The sequence below is a fragment of the Streptomyces roseus genome, assembly GCF_001044425.1.
GTDB classification, from domain to species: domain Bacteria; phylum Actinomycetota; class Actinomycetes; order Streptomycetales; family Streptomycetaceae; genus Streptomyces; species Streptomyces roseus.
In genome coordinates, this window is the sequence record NZ_LFML01000163.1 from 20,002 (window position 1) to 35,523 (window position 15,522).

Consider the following 15,522-nt stretch of genomic DNA (forward strand, 5'->3'; position numbering starts at 1 on the left):
CGCCCCCCTGCGCCCTACGCCCCACCCCCCCCAACAGGAGTCGATGACGTGCAGACCACTTCCAGCTCCGACGCCGCGCGCCGCTGGTGCACCGTCGCCCGCCAATACGACCCCCGTGGCCACCGGCCCACACCGGTTCCCGTCACCTTCCTCTACCGCCGCGAAGACCCGCTGTGCGTCGAAGCCACCTTTCACAGCCCCACGAACGGCGACGTCGTCTGGAAGCTGGGCCGGGACGTGCTGATCGCCGGCACCCGCGCCCCGGCGGGCTCAGGAGACGTGACCGTCTGGCCCGCTTCCGCTGCCACCCCCGACGGTGTCGTGTGGCTGCGCTTGGGACCCGAGGGCGAAGACGCCCTCCTCAGTCTGGATCGGATGCAGATGTCCGCCTGGCTGATGACCACCTGCCTCCTGGTCCCGCCCGGGACCGAAGAAGACCACCTGGACTGGACGCTTCTGGACCAGCTACTGGCCGACCGCTGACGGAGGGCTGGAACCCGCCCCCGAAACGCGCGCCGGAACACGGCCCGGCCGGCCGGGCGGGGGAGGGTTGACTTTCGTTCTCGGGGCAGGTTCGGGCGTGACGACGGGCAGCGAGGGCTGGGGAGCAGGTCATGGCGGGTGCGCTGATTGCCGGTGGGTGGGGGCTGTTTGCGGGAGCGGCCCTACTGGTGGGCGCGGCCGTCGGGACGTTGTTCCGGGTCCCCGCTCAGTGGATCGCGCTGGTCATGGCCTTTGGCAGTGGCGTGCTCATCTCGGCCGTTTCGTTCGAGCTGGTCGACGAGGCGTACCGGCAGGGCGGCGTCCTGCCGACCGCCGCCGGGGCGGTGGCCGGCGCGAGCGCGTACACCGTGGCCAACGTGTACCTGGCCCGCCGCGGAGCCCGGCACCGCAAACGGTCGGGCGCCCGCCAGCCCTCGGAAGCCGCGCAGCCCGGATCCGGCAACGCCATCGCGCTCGGCGCCCTGCTCGACGGCATCCCGGAGTCGGTGGTCATCGGTACCAGCCTGCTGGGTGGGGGAAACGTCGGCCTGGCCACCGTTGTGGCCGTCTTCATCAGCAACGTGCCGGAGGGGATGGCCAGCGCGGCCGGAATGAAGCGCGCGGGCCGCAGCCGCGCGTACGTCTTCACGCTCTGGTCGGTCATCGCAGGAGTGTCCGGGCTCGCGGCGCTGGCCGGTTACGCCTTCCTCGGCGGAGTCTCCGGCACGTGGATGGCAGCCATCACCGCCGTGGCCGCCGGGGCGATCCTCGCGATGGTCGCGGACACCATGATCCCGGAGGCCTTCGAGGAGGCGCACCTCCTCGCGGGGCTCACCACGGTCCTGGGCTTCCTGACGGCCTTCGTCCTGTCCCGTGCCGCGGCGTAGAAGGAAGACGGCGATGACGATCACGGCCGACGCCGTGAAGAGCCGGGCCGTGTGCTGGCTCCCACGGGCTCCGGCCTCGCGTGCCGGGATGCCCCGAGGTCGGGTTCGCGTCGAACGCCCTGCGGAGTCGGCCAGACGGAAGCTTCAAACGGGCCAGGTCCCCGGCGGCGTCGCAGACAAGCCCGGAACACGCTGACGGAAGAACACACCAGGTGGGGGAGTCGAACGAGGCCATATGCCACCTGACCGACCATGCGCAGGCGTGCGCGTTCACCTTGCGTCGGCCCCAACTCGCGCAGGCGTGCCTGCGCTCCTGCGGAACCGTCCGAATAATCCTGATCTGCGAACGCGCCGACGAGTACAAGAGGCGGCACCAGGTGGAGCTCACCGCGCGATGCGGGGCGGTTGGCCGGTTCTGGAGATCGACTTCGAGCGGGATGAGGGAACGGCCTACGGGGTGGAGCGGTACGTGATCGATTTCTGGCCAATGGCCGGATAATAGCGTGGGCCCGGTCCGTACGGTCCTGTGCTCACCGCTCCCTCGTCGGCGGGCCGCCGACCGCGGTGTCCAGCCTGCGGGATCGCGGCGAATCTCCCGGCGTCCAGGGGGTAGGCGGCATCAGCGCATGAGCGCACTGTCGGGCGGCGAGCCGTTGCGGCCGCTCGATCGCCGTACCGTCAACGGCAGTGGGGGCGCACCCCGCCGCACTCGAAACACATACAGGTGGAGCATGACTCAGACAATCGAAGGTACGGCGGCCCTGGACGGTCAGAACGGGCCGGACACGGACCTCTGCGAGGAGCGTGCACTGCGGCTCAGACGCAGACTGGAGCGGCTCATCGGCATCGCGGCGACCGAGGGGAACACCCTGGTTCCGCTGCGCAACGGCGACGAGATCTTCGACGCGATGCTCGCTGCGATCCGGCAGGCGCGGCACACCGTGGACATGATGACGTTCGTCTACTGGCGCGGTGACATCGCGCACAAGTTCGCCGCGGCGCTCGCCGAGCGCGCCCGCGCCGGAGTGCGGGTGCGCCTCATGCTGGACGGCTTCGGCAGCCGGCTCATCGAGAAGGACGAGCTGGACCTGATGGACGAGGCCGGCGTGGACGTGGCCTGGTTCCGCAAACCGCTCTACCTCTCACCCTTCAAGCAGAACCACCGCTGCCACCGCAAGGTCCTCGTCGTCGACGAGCGAACCGCGTTCACCGGCGGCGTCGGCATAGCGCAGGAGTGGTGCGGCAACGCCCGCAACGAGAACGAGTGGCGCGACACCCACGTCCAGGTCACCGGGCCCGCCGTCGACGGCCTGGCCGCCGCCTTCGCCCAGAACTGGGCCGAGTGCCACGCGGAACTCTTCGACGACCGCGACCGTTTCGTCAGCAGCGAGCAGCACGGCACATCGGTCGTCCAGGTCGTCCGCGGCTCCGCCTCCTTCGGCTGGCAGGACATGCAGACCCTGATCCGTGTCGTCCTGGAGTCAGCCGAGGAGCGTGTCCGTCTCACCACCGCCTACTTCGCCCCCGACGCCTACTTCACCGGGCTGCTCTGCGACACCGCCCGCCGCGGGGTGGAGGTGGAAATCCTGCTGCCCGGACCACACACCGACAAGCGGGTCTGCCAGCTGGCGGGGCAGCGCTACTACGAGGACCTGACCGCTTGCGGTGTGAAGATCTACCAGTACCAGCCGACGATGATGCACGCGAAGACGCTCACGATCGACAGGGTCGCCTCGCTGGTGGGCTCCACCAACTTCAATCGGCGCTCGCTCGATCACGACGAGGAAGTGATGCTCGCCGTTCTCGACCGCGACTTCACGGCCACTCTCGATGGTCACTTCGATGAGGATCGAGAGAAGAGCGTGCTGATCGAGCCCGGGCGCTGGAAGCGTCGGGACCTCCTGCAGAGGTCCCGGGAAGCGGCCGTCCTCCCGATCCGCCGCTTCCTGTGAGGACCGCGCGCAGCTCGCACTGCCGCTCTTGACCACCTGTCCTGGTCCGGCACTCCCATGCCATCATCGCCCGGCCGGCGATCACCATCATGACGCGCCGTATCAGATGTAGTACGAGAGTCCGGACCGAGGCCGGACCAGCAGTGATCGATCCCGTCCAGGCTGCCTGATCCGGAGCCCGTAGGTCTACAGGCCGGCGCGGGCGAGCAGGTCTTCCGCTTGCCCTCGCGTGAGCATGGGTGGAGCCGGTGCGGGTGGCGGGCTTGTGTGGGTGCTTCTTTGGAAGGACATAATCCATTCAGCCACGGGGTCGTCAGTCGCCAGGGTGGCCACGAGACTTTCACGCAGCGCCGAGGGGATGTCCGGGCGGGCCGCGATGGTGTTACGGACGCCGACGTCCGCGTCTGCGATGAGCACGTTTCTCAGCTCACCGGGCAGATTCGGATGGGCAGCCACGGCTGCGCGCACGCCGGGATCCGGGTCAGCGGCCAGTTGTGGGGACGGGTCGACGTACTGGACGGTGCTCGCCCGGGTCTCCGGATCGGCGAGGAGAACGGGCACCAGGTCTGTCGGCGGTGAGTATGCCGAGGCGGCAGACCGGCGGATATGCGGATCAGGATCTGTCAGCAGAGCCCGTCGTACCGGCTCCGGTGCATCCTTCCAGTTCTCGATGACGGACGACCGCACACTCGGCTCGGAATCCGCGGCCAGCGCGGCCAGGAGCTCAGGGGGCAGATGCTCGTTCATCGCGAGGAACCCGCGAACGAGGGGGTCCTGATCATCCGCAAGGCGCGCCAGAAGCCCGGGCGGTTCGTCCGTGACGCTCGCCGCAACCGCGGCCCGGACCGACGGCTGCGGATGCTCCGCCAAGCGGGCCCTAACCCGCGCAGGCACGGAGGAGTTGGCGGCGAGACTGCGTGCGGAGCCGAGCCTGATGATCTCCTCCATCAACTTCGGCGTCAGGTCCCTGCGTAGGAGCGCCGCCGAGCGGCGTGCCTGCGGATGCCGAAGCAAGCGCCACACAAGGCCCGCGGGAAGGTCCTCTTGGGCAGCAAGAGCGCCCAGTTCGGCATCCAGGTTCATGAAGCGCAGGCTAAGCCGGTGCACAAAAAATCGTCAGCCCCCAGCCCGCCATGCCGTGAACGGCTCGGACGCCGGCACTGAATGGTTGCGCCGGCCCCTCATCGCGCGGCCCGCGTATCGCCGCACCGGTTGAGTGCGCCGCTCGGTCTCGGCCCGCCCGAACGCCTGATGGCAGTCGTCGAGGGCGGGGTCCCTTCCCTCGGCTGAGCGAGTGGCGGGGAGGCGTCCGTTTGCCAGACGCCTCCGCCGTGAGAGATTGTTGCCTTCAAGCAACGTTCCGTCGAGTTGAAGAGGTGAGGGGTTCGCGTAGCGGATCCTCCTTATTTGGATCACACCCGAGCACGCACCATCGCGAAGCCGGATGCTGAATTCCCCTGGGGCACGGCTCCCTACCCCGTCCTGGTCGTCGACATCGACGGCGCCCTCGTGCAGCGCAACGAAGCGGCTGCCGTGCTCCTGCCACACGCCGCGCCCGGGACGACTCTCGTGGACGTGGCCCCCGCTTGGCTCGCCGCAGCGCACCGTACTGTGCTCCGCTTCGGCCCGCACGGCGCGCCGGAGGCGGATCCAGGCCCGTCCGGGGTGATCGGTGGGCGCCGTTTCGAGGCGCACCCCAGCGTGCGGGACGACGGCGCGGTGGCCTGGTGGCTGGTCGACGACACCGACCACCAGCTCGTTCGGGACGCCCTGCACATGGAGCGGAAGCGGACCGCTTTCCTCGCCGAGGCCTCCAGCGCCCTGCTCTCCACCCTCAATGTGGGGCGCTGCATGGACGTGACCGCGCAGATGGCCGTGGAGTGCCTCGCGGACGCGGCGCTCGCGATCGCCCCGGCCCATGGGCGCAGGCTTTCGGTGGTGACCTGCCTGCGCGGCGGCGTGCCCGAGCTTTCGCACCATTCGGTGGACCCGGACGACGTACCGGGCCTGGGTGAGGCGCTGCGCGGGTTTCCGCCGGTGCCCGCCCGGTGGATCGATCCGTCGACGGCGCCGCAGTGGCTGGTGCCCGAGGGCTTCGGGCCGGTCGGCTCGATAGTGATCACCCCCTTGCCCGGGCACGGGGTCCCCGCCGGGGCGCTGGTCCTGCTGCGCAGGGCCAAGACCGACTCCTTCAGCGACGAGGAAGAGGTCTTCGCCCGCCTGTTCGCCGCGCGAGCCGGGGCGGCGCTGTCGGCCGCCCGCCTCTACGCGGAGCAGAGCGCCATCACCGAGGTGCTGATGAGGGAGCTGCTGCCCCCGACCCTCCGCCAGGTCGCCGGTGTGGACTTCGCCGGCCGCTACCGGCCGTCGGCCGATCACGAGCGCATCGGCGGAGATTTCTACGACGTGCACCCCGCCACCGAGGGCGATGCCGCCTTGGTCACTCTCGGGGACGTGTGCGGCAAGGGCCTGGAGGCCGCTGTCCTCACGGGCAAGGTCCGCAGTACGTTGCATGCCCTGTTGCCGTTGGCGGACGACCACCAGCGGATGCTCTCGCTGCTGAACACCGCTCTCCTCAACTCCCATCACGCCCGGTTCGCGACGCTGGTCCTGGCCTCGGCCGAACTCCGGGGCAACGAGGTGGACCTCAAACTGACCAGCGCAGGCCACCCGCCGCCGCTGATCATCCGGGGGGACGGCACGGTCGAAGAGGCCGACACCCGCGGCACCCTGGTCGGAGCCATCCCCGAGATCTCCGCCCGTACCGCCGCCGTCACCCTCGCGCCGGGGGAGTGCTGCGTCCTCTACACCGACGGAATCACCGAAGCCAGGGGCGGGCCCATGGGCGACGTCCTGTTCGGCGACGAGCGCCTCAAGCGCGCCCTTTCCGCCTGTGCGGGCATGACCGCCGAAGGCATCGTCGACCACGTGCAGATGCTGGCTGCCCAGTGGCTCGGCGATCGGCGTCACGACGACATGGCCGTCGTCGTGATCGCAGCGCCCCGCACCCACCACCTGAGCGCGGTGAACGGGCACACCCGGGGCAGATTCACAGGATGAGCGTCAGCACCCCGCCCGCCCTTCCACGCGGCGGCCGACAGATGTCCCGCCCACGCCCAGGGGGCGTCCGCAACGTCCGGGACCGCACTGTCGGGCCGCCGCCGCTACGTTGCGGACACCCCCTGGGCCATCAGCCGATCGAAGACGACCTGCCCCACCGGGCGGTCAGGGATACCGCATCCTCCACCGTAGCGACGCGAACGGTCGCCACCCGTCACCCCTCCGAGGCAGGGAAAACCATATGACCACACCGCCCCCCGACCATCTGCGGCTGACGAGGGTCGACACCGGGGACCGGGTCCGCATAGAGCTCGACGGCGATCTCGACCACGACACGGCGGACCTCCTCGTGAACGAGGCCACGGCGCAGCTCTCGACCCGGCCCGGACTGGGTCACCTGCACCTGCACTGCGGAGGACTCGGCACGATCGACTCCATGGGCCTGTCTGCTCTGCTGATGATCAGCCGCCGTACCGCCGCAGCCGAGGTACGTTTGCATTTGGAGGACCGGCCCGCGAACCTGGACCAGCTCCTGCGCCTGACTGGTACCTTCGACCACCTCACGGCACCTTCCCCCACCGGCGCCGCCGAGGACTCGACGCACGAGGAAGAGGCCACGGTGTTCCGTCCCCACCGGCCGGACGCCGGCACCTGAGCCACTGCCCGGCCGTTCACCGGACAGAAGCACACACTGACGGGCAGTGATGAACGCACCAGACGCCGCATCCGGCGGGATAGTTCACGAGGCGACTCAGTCGGCCAGCTCCATCACCGAACTCCTGGACGTGATGTGGGAGTACGCCAGGAATTCCACTGCCGAGGCCACCGTGCCGGGCTCGGCGTCCCAACTGCGCCTGATGTACGTCGTCGACCGGCAGGACGGCATTCGCATGCGGACGGTGTGCCAGCAGCTCGCCTCCGCACCGCCGACCGTCACCCGCATGTGCGATCGCCTGCAAGCCATAGGCTTTCTCGAACGCATGGCGTCGCCCGACAGCGGTCGCGAGGTTGCCCTGCGGCTGACGCCCGCGGGGAAACGCCATCTGCAACGCATCCGGGAGCAGCGCGACAGCATGCTGCACCGGGCCATCAACAACATGCCCCCCTCCGAACGCCGGGCATTGGCCAAAGGTCTCGCGGGTCTCACCGCCCAGCTCGACGCCACCGACGAGGAGGACCAGAGACCCTGTGGTCACTCCGTGGGATGAGCCGCTCCGAGGCTCGTGAATACCGAGAGAATCTGGCAGCCGAGCGGGCGGTGTCCGCGTCGGCCGTGGTCACTGCGAGGGCGCGGTGCTGCGGCCGAACCAGTCGAGGCAGACGACCAGGGCGTCATCGTCGGGATCCGCTTCGCGGTACGCCCTCAGCTCCTCCAGCATCGCCCCGGGGACTGCGGCGGCGGGCAGGAAACTGACGGCTTGGATGGCTCGTGCGAGCGCCCGGTCCTCGTACGCTTCCCCCGCTCCGGAGAGCGCGCCGTAGACCCCGTCGCTGACGAAGACCAGGCGGTCTCCTGGCAGAGCTTGGAATTCCTGTGCCTCGTAGAGGGTCTCGTCGAACATGCCGAGCGGATGCTGTGCCTCGAAGGCGACGCGCTCCACGCTCCTGTCGCGCTGACGCCACAGCTGGGGCGAGCCGGCGTCCACCACCTGCACGCGACCTGTGGCGATTTCGAAGAACAGCAGCAGGGTCGATACGTATTGCGCGCCCTGGTACTGGGCATAGATGGCCTGATCGGCGAGAGCAGCCTGGTCGGCGATTCCGATTCCGGCCCTGCGGGCGTTCCGGAGCGCATTGACGGCAAGATTCGTCAGCAGAGATGCGTGAATTCCCTCGCCCATTCCGTTGGTGACGGTGAGGGTGAGGGTATCGGCCGTGGTGGACCAGTCGAAATTGTCGCCGTGAATATCGTAAGCGGGTTCCAGTTGTCCCCCGATGGCGTATTCCTGGCGCGCGCAGGAACGGGCGGGCAGCAGCTGCCACTGCATTTCCGCAGCCAGCGTGAGTCGCTGGCTGCGGCGGGCCTGCAGATAGAGATCGGTGTCACGCTCGGCCACCACGATTTCGTGACCCAGGACCTCGGCGAGTCCCGTCATTTCCTCGACCGCCTCAGGAGTGCACCGGTCCTCGGGAAGGCGCACGGTCAGGATCCCGAGCCTGTCGCCGCGCACGGTCACCGGCAGATGCAGCTCGATCGCCCCGTCCTCGGAAAGGTGTTTTCCGTAAGGCTCCTGGCTGATGAAGGCGCGCCCCTCGGGGGTGGCCTGTACTGCCAAAGGCCGGTCCTTATGCGGAAGATCGGTCACCGGCTGCAGGACGGTGGAACTGTAGTCCGCCACAAGCAGGTCGACTCCGGTGGCACCGAAATGCTGCACAAAGCCGGCACGGAGCGTGCCGAGAAGCTCATGCGGAGCGCCTGCGCGTAGAGCGCGCTCGATGGTCTGGATATGCGTCACTGTGGGCGCCATTCTGCGAAAACGGTCAGGAGTGGTTCGGCGCGCAAGGCGGTCAAACGTGCTTATGTCAAGCCATGTCACTGCAGAGCCCCGTGAGGGAGTGAAAAATCCTGCAAAAGCGATTGTTTTCGTGCTGGGAAAACTGCCCGGGAACGGCCTCCCATCATATCGTGCGCTACGGGCACCAGCGATCTGCCTGGACGATCCGCCGACGCAGCCCCAGCGCCAGCCGTAGGCCGTCGGCGGACGTGTCGTCTCCCGGAGCGGTCCGCAGTTCGAGCTGTGTGATGCGCTGCTGTACGGCGAGGGACCGGTCCGCACGCTCGCGGACCGCGCGCGCGTGCCGATACCGGCAGTGATCGCCGGGCCTTGTACTCCCGGCTGAACCGGGGGCGGATCGACGCCACCTGGCCGCGGTCACTGCCGACCAAGTCCGAGATGTCGTCGAACGCCTCACGGAAGCCGTCCAGTGACGGGAGGGTGACCCGAACGTCCTGGTGGACTCAGTCGTAGAAGAAGAGCGCAAGGTCCTCGATGGACCCCGGGCCGGTGAGGAAGGCCTCAACCTGAGCGATCTCGCCTTCTGGTGGCAGTTCGCCCCTCTGGAGCTGCCGCATCCAGATTTCTCCCTGCTCGACGACCGCGTAGATGCCAGACAGCAACTCGGCCTCGCCCGCAGGGTACGGAGGGAAACGCCCGGCTACCGGTTGGAGCACCCAGCCGACTGACCGGGCCGCGAGCCTCAGCCCCCGCCCAGTTCGGGATCCTCCCGACGCGTTCGTGCCAGAGGTCTTCGGTGAACGGGGCCGTTCGCCCGCCATGAAGAGGCTACGGGTGGTGGCGGCGCGCAGTGTCCTCGATCACCTGCCGTTCCACGAGGTCACGGACCCAACGACCCGCCTGCGTTTCTTCGAGGGCGGTCTCCCACCGCCTCAACGCTCCGTCGAGCCGGTCGGGCAGCAAGGAGACTGGCTGTAGTCCGCCTGCGGCGTCGGCGGCCGTACCCAGGGAGCGAAGCGCTGAGCAGGGGCTACGTCGTCGCGCCAGTTCTCTCGCACTCCGAAACGCCACCATGCGCTGAACGGGACGGGACAGCACGCCGGATCCCTCCGGACCGCAGGGATTCGGCCGTGGCCATACATCCGTACGCCATCGGAACGAGGAGAGCGGCCGTGCGCGAGTCGGCCGTGGGGTCTACGGGACCGCCCCGCGCCGGCCACCCGCCGCTGGCGCTATTCCCGCCGACCAAACCCACACCCTAGACTGCGACCGCTTCAGGACTTGGCGATCATCGGGAGGGCGTGCGAGATGGAACGGGCACTGATCAGCGCATTCGCGGCCGTGGCGTTAGTCGTCTCCGGGGGGAGTGCCGCGAGCGCATCCGACGGCGCTCCGCCGCGCACCACCCACGGCCCTTGCCAGTACACGCAGACCCCGGACGAGCCGCCGGCGCGTCCCGTTCCGCTGCCGCCCGACCCGCGGCGCACCCCCAGTCATGGCACGGTGGACATGGCCGTTCCGACCAGCCAGGGCCCGCTCCCGCTGCACTTGGACCGGGCCAAGGCACCGTGCACGGTCCAGAGTTTCCTGCACCTGGCGCGGCACGGGTTCTACGACCGCACGGTGTGCCACCGTCTGACGGCGTATCCGACGCTGAAGGTCCTCCAGTGCGGCGACCCGACCGGTACCGGTGAAGGCGGCCCGGGCTACAAGTACAAGGACGAGCTCCCGGTGGACCTGCCGCCCGCACCCACCGATCCCACCGGCGCGCGCCGCCTCTACGGACGCGGCCTGCTGGCGATGGCCAACGCCGGCCCGAACACGAACGGCTCACAGTTCTTCGTCGTCTACGGAGACTCGGCACTGCGACCGAACTACACGGTGTTCGGCACGGTCGACGCCGACGGCCTGACGACACTCGACAAGGTCGCCGCCGGGGGCATCACGCCGACCGCGGAGAACCCGGCACCGGTCGACGGCACCCCCGTGCTGCGGACCGAACTGTTCCGCGTCCGGCCGTCCTGCGAGCATTGACGCACCGTGACGTGGCCACGCCCAGGATGAGCGTGCCCGGCTCCGGTGGCCGGCCATCCGCTCTTTCGTCCTGTTCGTGGTGGCGGAGGAGATCACCGCAGTCCTCGACGTGATACGCGGCCTGGTGGCCCAAGCGCGCAGCCACCGGGCCGCTCAACTCCTCCGAACGGACACCGGCCATACGGCGGTCCGCCGCATCAGCGCCGCGGCGGACTGGAAGAACGCAGGCCCGGAGATCTGGGCTCCGCGCTGCCCCGGAGCGTATGATCTGGCGATGTCTGACATGATCCAAACCACGCCCGGCTGGCTGACCCAGGACGAGCTCGACGCCGCCCGGGCCCGCATGCCCATCCTGTACGTCGAGGCCGTTCCCGTACGCGTGGACGACTCCGGCGAAGTCACCAGCGTCGGACTCCTCCTGCGGATCGACGCTGAAGGAACGATCAGCCGCACCCTGGTGTCCGGCCGCGTCATGCACCACGAGCGGGTCCGCGACGCGCTGCTGCGCCACCTGGAAAAGGACCTGGGCCCGGTGGCCTTGCCCCGTGTCCCCACCTCCCTGCAGCCGTTCACGGTCGCCGAGTACTTCCCCACCGCCGGTGTCACCGCCTACCACGACCCCCGCCAGCACGCGGTGTCACTCGCGTACGTCGTGCCCGTGGCGGGTGACTGCCGCCCCCGACAGGACGCTCTGGACCTGGTCTGGTTCAGCCCGCAGGAGGCGGTCTCACCGGCCGTGCAGAGCGAGATGCCGGGCGGGCACGCGGTGTTGCTGAAACAGGCCCTCGCGCACGTCGGACACGTCTACTGACGATACGGCCGCAGGCCTGCGCCGAGCCCCGGCGGAGGCACCCCGTGCAGGCGCGATCCATGGCTTCGAGCGCCTGCACGCCGCGCGCCGACGGTGCGGCTCTTCACGAGGCCACCGTCAGTACGATCTTGCCCTGGATGTGGCCCTGCGCAGCCCGCACGTGTGCGCCGGCCGCATCGGGCAGCGGGTAGGTGGCGTCCACTGCGACCTGGAGCTTGCCCTCGTCGAAGAGGCGCCCGATCTCGGCGAGTTGCGGGCCGCTGGAACGTACCTGGATGTTAGACACCGCGATGCCCAGACGCGCCGTCTCATCCGGGTCGTACTGGGCGAAGAACACCGGCAGCATGGTGCCGCCGCGCTTGAGCACGGTCAGGAAGCGTGAGCCGTCCGGGCCGCCGACGGCGTCGATCACCAGGTCGACACCGCTGACCACGTCCGCGGCCCGCGTCCTGGTGTAGTCGATGAACTCATCGGCGCCGAGCTTGCGCAGGAACTGCTCGTGCCGGCCCGAGGCCACCGCGATCACGCGCGCCCCCTTCCATTTCGCCAGCTGCACCGCGAAATGGCCCACTCCGCCGGCGGCTCCGTTGACCAGCACGGTCATCCCCGGCGTGATCGGCACCGGCCGGTGCACCCGGCCGGTGAAAGGCGACGGCACGTCGTGGCCGAGGTCGACCAGGTACTGCCAGGCCGTCAGCACGGCCATCGGCGCCCCAGCCGCCTGTACGTGGTCGATGCGGGCCGGCTTGTGAGCCAGGTCCGAAGCCGGCGCGGCCACGTACTCGGCGTACGTCCGGCCGTCGAATCCGGGGAAGCGCAGCATGCCGAAGACCTCGTCGCCGACGGCGAACCCCTGCACGTCGGGGGCGACCGCCTCGACCACACCGGACATGTCCGTTCCGGGGATCAGGGGGAACTCCAGCACCGGCCTCATCTCGGGCGGCATGATCTTCATCCCCTCGCGCAGGTACCAGTCCGGCGGGTTGATGCCCGCCGCGTGCACCCGTACGAGCACCTCGCCCGGGCCGATCGCGGGAACCGGCACTTCTTCGTACCGCAAAACTTCCGGGCCGCCCGCTTCGTGGAACCGGATCGCCTTCATCGCGCCTGTCGCTTTCTCGGGGAGACGTTTACTCCTTCATCCAAGGCTCTCGACGGCGCGGCCGTCCAACACCGGTTCGGCAACGTCGTCATTCCGAAACAGCATGACGCGTACGCTGGAACGGTGAACGATCTCGGACAGGACCTGGAACTGCGGTTGGTGCGCTACTTCACCGTGGTGGCGGCGCACCAGCACTTCGGCCGGGCCGCCGCCGAGCTGCACGTGGCCCAGCCGGCACTGAGCCGCCAGATCCAACGGCTGGAGAAGTACCTCGGCGCACGACTGCTGGACCGCGTACCTCAAGGCGCCCGGCTCACGGCGGCCGGCCAAAGGTTCCTGCCCCGGGCCCAAGCCCTCCTGCAGGACGCCCGCCAAGCCGAGCTGACCGTGCGGGAACAAGCCGAGACCGAACGAATCACCATCGGCTACGTCGAAGACCTGGTGATCACCGCCGCCGTACGGGAACTGCGCCGCCGTTGCCCGGACGCCGAGATCACCACCCGGTACCTGAGCTGCCGCGACATCGGGGCGCTCTCCGACAAGCGCGTCGACGCTCTGATCGCCCGGGCCCCGCTGCCGCTCGCCGCCGATGACGTGCTCACCACCCCGCTCTACCGCGAACCCCGGATGCTCGTGGTCCCGCGTGGCCATCGCCTGGCCGACCGCGCGTCGGTGACCGCGGAAGAACTGGCCGGCGAAGAACCAGCACCGTGCGCGTTCGAAACCGAGGACTGGACTTCCTACCGGATCCTCGGGGCCGGGGTGCCGCCGATCGAAAGCTATGAGGACAAACTCGAACTCGTCGCGGATGGCAGGGCGATCGCGGTCCTGCCGGCCGGCGATCGGCGCAGCTCGCTGCGTCCCAACCTCGTCACCATCCCGATCGAGGGCGCTCCCCCCAGCCAGGTCGTCCTGGTCAGCCGTAAGGGCGACACCAATCCGATGATCAGGAATCTGAGGCTGGCAGCCAAGGCCGCGCTGACGGCCCCGGCAGCCTGACCGGGACGGGCGGTGCCCGCCCGGGACCTGCACCAGGAGATGACACTCGCCCCAAAAGGAATCACTTTGACATATCCGATTACATGGCGATTAATCAGTCCGAGGTAAATCAGCGGCGATACCCTATGCCTTCGACATGCTGCGCCGTCATATTCGTGCCAGGTTGCCCCGCTCATCTCGTTCCACCCATGAGGGGAAGGCAGGAACATGGGCAAATTCAGGTATCGAGCCGCCGCGTCGGCCGTCGTACTGGCCGCGTTGGGGTCGCTCGCGACCGCGGGAGGCACGGCTCACGCGGAGGCGGGTCAGGACACCATCACCATGCTGAAGCAGGAGAAGACCCAGTGGTGCTGGGTCGCCTCCGGGCTGACGATCGCCAAGTTCCAGGGCTTCGGTTCCACGCAGACGGATTTCTGCAACAGGGCCCAGCCCTACTACGGCTGCAACAACCAGCCCGCCACGCTCGACGACATGGCCAGGGGCTGGAGCAGCCTCGGCATGACCCACACCGGATCCGGTCTCAGCACCGCGGCCACGTTCAACCAGGTGTACACGGACGTGAAGGCGGCCCGGCCGATCGGCGCCCGCATCGGGTGGGCCTCCGGCGGCGGCCACATGAACGTCGTCTACGGCTTCGACACGTCGAACAGCACGATCGCAGTGGCCGACCCCTGGCCGGACACCACCACGTACACCTGGTGGAACTACAACGACTACGTGAGCAACAGCTCGTCCAAGTGGACCCACTCCCGCATCGGCATCTCCCGCTAAGGCAGGCGACATGCGCGACACCGAAATGTTCGGCAAGCGGACGGGCTCTCGCTCCTCCCGCCTGTCCATCGTCATCGCACTGAGTGCGTCCGCTCTGCTGTCCGTCGTGGGCCCGGCCCATGCGGCCCCGGCCAGGGACCCCCTCCCCGCCGACATCCCCGACTACCAGTCCGCCCTCGACGCGGTGAAGTCCACCTCCGTCCGCGACGCCGTCTGCCGGTTCCTGCGCACTCCGGTGCCTTCCGGCAGCGCCGGCGAGCCGGTGCAGACGATCCCCGACACCGCCGAGCCCTGCCGAGACCTCCCGGCCTTCACGATCAAGGACCCGCTGGCACGGAACGAGATCGCCCCCGGCTTCGTCGCGGGCACCGCCAAGCCACTGCCCACCGAGGCGGTCAAGCTGACGCAGCTGGTCTCCTCGCTCAGCGCACCGGTCAACGGCCGCACCGCGACCGTCATGCTCGCCCCCACTCAAGGCGGCGGCTGGCACCTGGCAGCCATCCGCGACGGCGACAGCGACGCCGTGTATGCGGGGAAGGCCGCCCTGGGCACGCTGGTCTTCACCGAGCCGCAGATCCGCGGTTGGTACCAGCTCAAGCTCACCACCGTCGAGCCACTCAACGACCAGGCCAGGCAAGGACTCGGCGGCCAGGGCTCGGTGTCGCTCAGCGACTACCAGAAACTGGTCAAGGCCCGCTACGCGGACAAGCTGCCCGGCTCGGAGTACGACACCAACGGCTACTCCAGCGGATACAGCACCCTGAGCAAGGCGGATGATGCCTCGTCCTCCGCCTTGCTTCTTGCCGGCGGTTCCAGTGCGGCTCTCGCCCTCGCGTGTGGAGCCGCCGTCCTCCGCCGACGCCGGCGCGCAAGCACCGGCTGAACCCGACTCGTACGCCCCGCTCCGTCCCGGCAGCAGGCCGGGACGGAGCGACCCTGCCGGGGGGCGGACGGGCTCGAAGAATTC

Annotated in this window: 15 protein-coding genes; 12 read left to right on the forward strand and 3 right to left on the reverse strand. The window is 69.1% G+C overall.

From position 1 onward, the window contains the following. Window positions 1–48: 48 nt before the first annotated feature. The 3 genes from ACS04_RS34190 to ACS04_RS34200 all read left to right on the forward strand — a co-directional run bounded on the left by ACS04_RS34190 (window position 49) and on the right by ACS04_RS34200 (window position 3,322). Complete coding sequence (locus ACS04_RS34190) at window positions 49–483, forward strand: SsgA family sporulation/cell division regulator (protein ID WP_053081106.1); 435 nt, start codon at window positions 49–51, stop codon at window positions 481–483. Window positions 484–614: 131 nt separating this feature from the next. Further along, window positions 615–1,370: a ZIP family metal transporter gene (locus ACS04_RS34195; RefSeq protein WP_048480770.1), complete on the forward strand. Its 756-nt coding sequence runs from the start codon at window positions 615–617 to the stop codon at window positions 1,368–1,370. A gap of 731 nt (window positions 1,371–2,101) precedes the next feature. Beyond that, complete coding sequence (locus ACS04_RS34200) at window positions 2,102–3,322, forward strand: phospholipase D-like domain-containing protein (RefSeq protein ID WP_048480771.1); 1,221 nt, start codon at window positions 2,102–2,104, stop codon at window positions 3,320–3,322. Between the two features lie 186 nt (window positions 3,323–3,508). Here the strand turns inward: ACS04_RS34200 and ACS04_RS34205 are convergent, their stop codons facing one another. Continuing rightward, a complete protein-coding gene (locus tag ACS04_RS34205) occupies window positions 3,509–4,405 on the reverse strand; it encodes a hypothetical protein (RefSeq protein ID WP_158977807.1) in 897 nt (298 codons plus the stop codon). A 324-nt stretch (window positions 4,406–4,729) separates the two neighbouring features. On the opposite strand from ACS04_RS34205, the gene ACS04_RS34210 reads away from it, so the two are divergent. From ACS04_RS34210 to ACS04_RS34220, 3 genes are all read left to right on the forward strand, one after another. Next, window positions 4,730–6,382, forward strand: coding sequence for a PP2C family protein-serine/threonine phosphatase (locus ACS04_RS34210; protein WP_107438784.1), 1,653 nt, complete (start codon window positions 4,730–4,732; stop codon window positions 6,380–6,382). A 241-nt stretch (window positions 6,383–6,623) separates the two neighbouring features. After that, window positions 6,624–7,037, forward strand: a complete 414-nt coding sequence (locus tag ACS04_RS34215) for an STAS domain-containing protein (protein WP_048480772.1) — start codon at window positions 6,624–6,626, stop codon at window positions 7,035–7,037. A 49-nt stretch (window positions 7,038–7,086) separates the two neighbouring features. Continuing rightward, window positions 7,087–7,590 (forward strand): MarR family winged helix-turn-helix transcriptional regulator, encoded by a 504-nt coding sequence (locus ACS04_RS34220; RefSeq protein ID WP_048480909.1) that lies wholly within the window; start codon window positions 7,087–7,089, stop codon window positions 7,588–7,590. 69 nt (window positions 7,591–7,659) lie between these two features. On the opposite strand, the gene ACS04_RS34225 is transcribed toward ACS04_RS34220, so the two are convergent. Continuing rightward, entirely contained in the window at window positions 7,660–8,850 is a 1,191-nt protein-coding gene (locus ACS04_RS34225; protein WP_048480773.1) for a PP2C family protein-serine/threonine phosphatase, read from the reverse strand. Window positions 8,851–9,335: 485 nt separating this feature from the next. Here ACS04_RS34225 and ACS04_RS38525 point away from each other — a divergent pair, with 485 nt between their 5' ends. From ACS04_RS38525 to ACS04_RS34240, 3 genes are all read left to right on the forward strand, one after another. Beyond that, window positions 9,336–9,566, forward strand: coding sequence for a hypothetical protein (locus ACS04_RS38525; RefSeq protein ID WP_158977810.1), 231 nt, complete (start codon window positions 9,336–9,338; stop codon window positions 9,564–9,566). A gap of 580 nt (window positions 9,567–10,146) precedes the next feature. After that, a complete protein-coding gene (locus tag ACS04_RS34235; protein ID WP_048480774.1) occupies window positions 10,147–10,872 on the forward strand; it encodes a peptidylprolyl isomerase in 726 nt (241 codons plus the stop codon). 283 nt (window positions 10,873–11,155) lie between these two features. Continuing rightward, window positions 11,156–11,683, forward strand: a complete 528-nt coding sequence (locus ACS04_RS34240; protein WP_048480910.1) for an NUDIX hydrolase family protein — start codon at window positions 11,156–11,158, stop codon at window positions 11,681–11,683. Between the two features lie 103 nt (window positions 11,684–11,786). Here the strand turns inward: ACS04_RS34240 and ACS04_RS34245 are convergent, their stop codons facing one another. Further along, window positions 11,787–12,785 (reverse strand): NADP-dependent oxidoreductase, encoded by a 999-nt coding sequence (locus ACS04_RS34245; RefSeq protein ID WP_048480775.1) that lies wholly within the window; start codon window positions 12,783–12,785, stop codon window positions 11,787–11,789. 123 nt (window positions 12,786–12,908) lie between these two features. On the opposite strand from ACS04_RS34245, the gene ACS04_RS34250 reads away from it, so the two are divergent. The 3 genes from ACS04_RS34250 to ACS04_RS34260 all read left to right on the forward strand — a co-directional run bounded on the left by ACS04_RS34250 (window position 12,909) and on the right by ACS04_RS34260 (window position 15,438). Then, window positions 12,909–13,784 (forward strand): LysR family transcriptional regulator, encoded by an 876-nt coding sequence (locus ACS04_RS34250; RefSeq protein ID WP_048480776.1) that lies wholly within the window; start codon window positions 12,909–12,911, stop codon window positions 13,782–13,784. Between the two features lie 207 nt (window positions 13,785–13,991). Beyond that, window positions 13,992–14,555, forward strand: a complete 564-nt coding sequence (locus tag ACS04_RS34255; RefSeq protein ID WP_048480777.1) for a papain-like cysteine protease family protein — start codon at window positions 13,992–13,994, stop codon at window positions 14,553–14,555. 10 nt (window positions 14,556–14,565) lie between these two features. Then, entirely contained in the window at window positions 14,566–15,438 is an 873-nt protein-coding gene (locus ACS04_RS34260) for a hypothetical protein (protein WP_048480778.1), read from the forward strand. Window positions 15,439–15,522 lie beyond the last annotated feature (84 nt).

What these genes read in the sequence shown, in the direction of transcription:
- ACS04_RS34205 (WP_158977807.1), bottom strand. Translation starts at nt 4,405, where the DNA reads ATGAACCTGGATGCCGAACTGGGCGCTCTTGCTGCCCAAGAGGACCTT.
- ACS04_RS34195 (WP_048480770.1), top strand. Translation starts at nt 615, where the DNA reads ATGGCGGGTGCGCTGATTGCCGGTGGGTGGGGGCTGTTTGCGGGAGCG.
- ACS04_RS34215 (WP_048480772.1), top strand. Translation starts at nt 6,624, where the DNA reads ATGACCACACCGCCCCCCGACCATCTGCGGCTGACGAGGGTCGACACC.
- ACS04_RS34260 (WP_048480778.1), top strand. Translation starts at nt 14,566, where the DNA reads ATGCGCGACACCGAAATGTTCGGCAAGCGGACGGGCTCTCGCTCCTCC.
- ACS04_RS34220 (WP_048480909.1), top strand. Translation starts at nt 7,087, where the DNA reads ATGAACGCACCAGACGCCGCATCCGGCGGGATAGTTCACGAGGCGACT.
- ACS04_RS34245 (WP_048480775.1), bottom strand. Translation starts at nt 12,785, where the DNA reads ATGAAGGCGATCCGGTTCCACGAAGCGGGCGGCCCGGAAGTTTTGCGG.
- ACS04_RS34235 (WP_048480774.1), top strand. Translation starts at nt 10,147, where the DNA reads ATGGAACGGGCACTGATCAGCGCATTCGCGGCCGTGGCGTTAGTCGTC.
- ACS04_RS34225 (WP_048480773.1), bottom strand. Translation starts at nt 8,850, where the DNA reads ATGGCGCCCACAGTGACGCATATCCAGACCATCGAGCGCGCTCTACGC.
- ACS04_RS34200 (WP_048480771.1), top strand. Translation starts at nt 2,102, where the DNA reads ATGACTCAGACAATCGAAGGTACGGCGGCCCTGGACGGTCAGAACGGG.
- ACS04_RS34240 (WP_048480910.1), top strand. Translation starts at nt 11,156, where the DNA reads ATGATCCAAACCACGCCCGGCTGGCTGACCCAGGACGAGCTCGACGCC.
- ACS04_RS34255 (WP_048480777.1), top strand. Translation starts at nt 13,992, where the DNA reads ATGGGCAAATTCAGGTATCGAGCCGCCGCGTCGGCCGTCGTACTGGCC.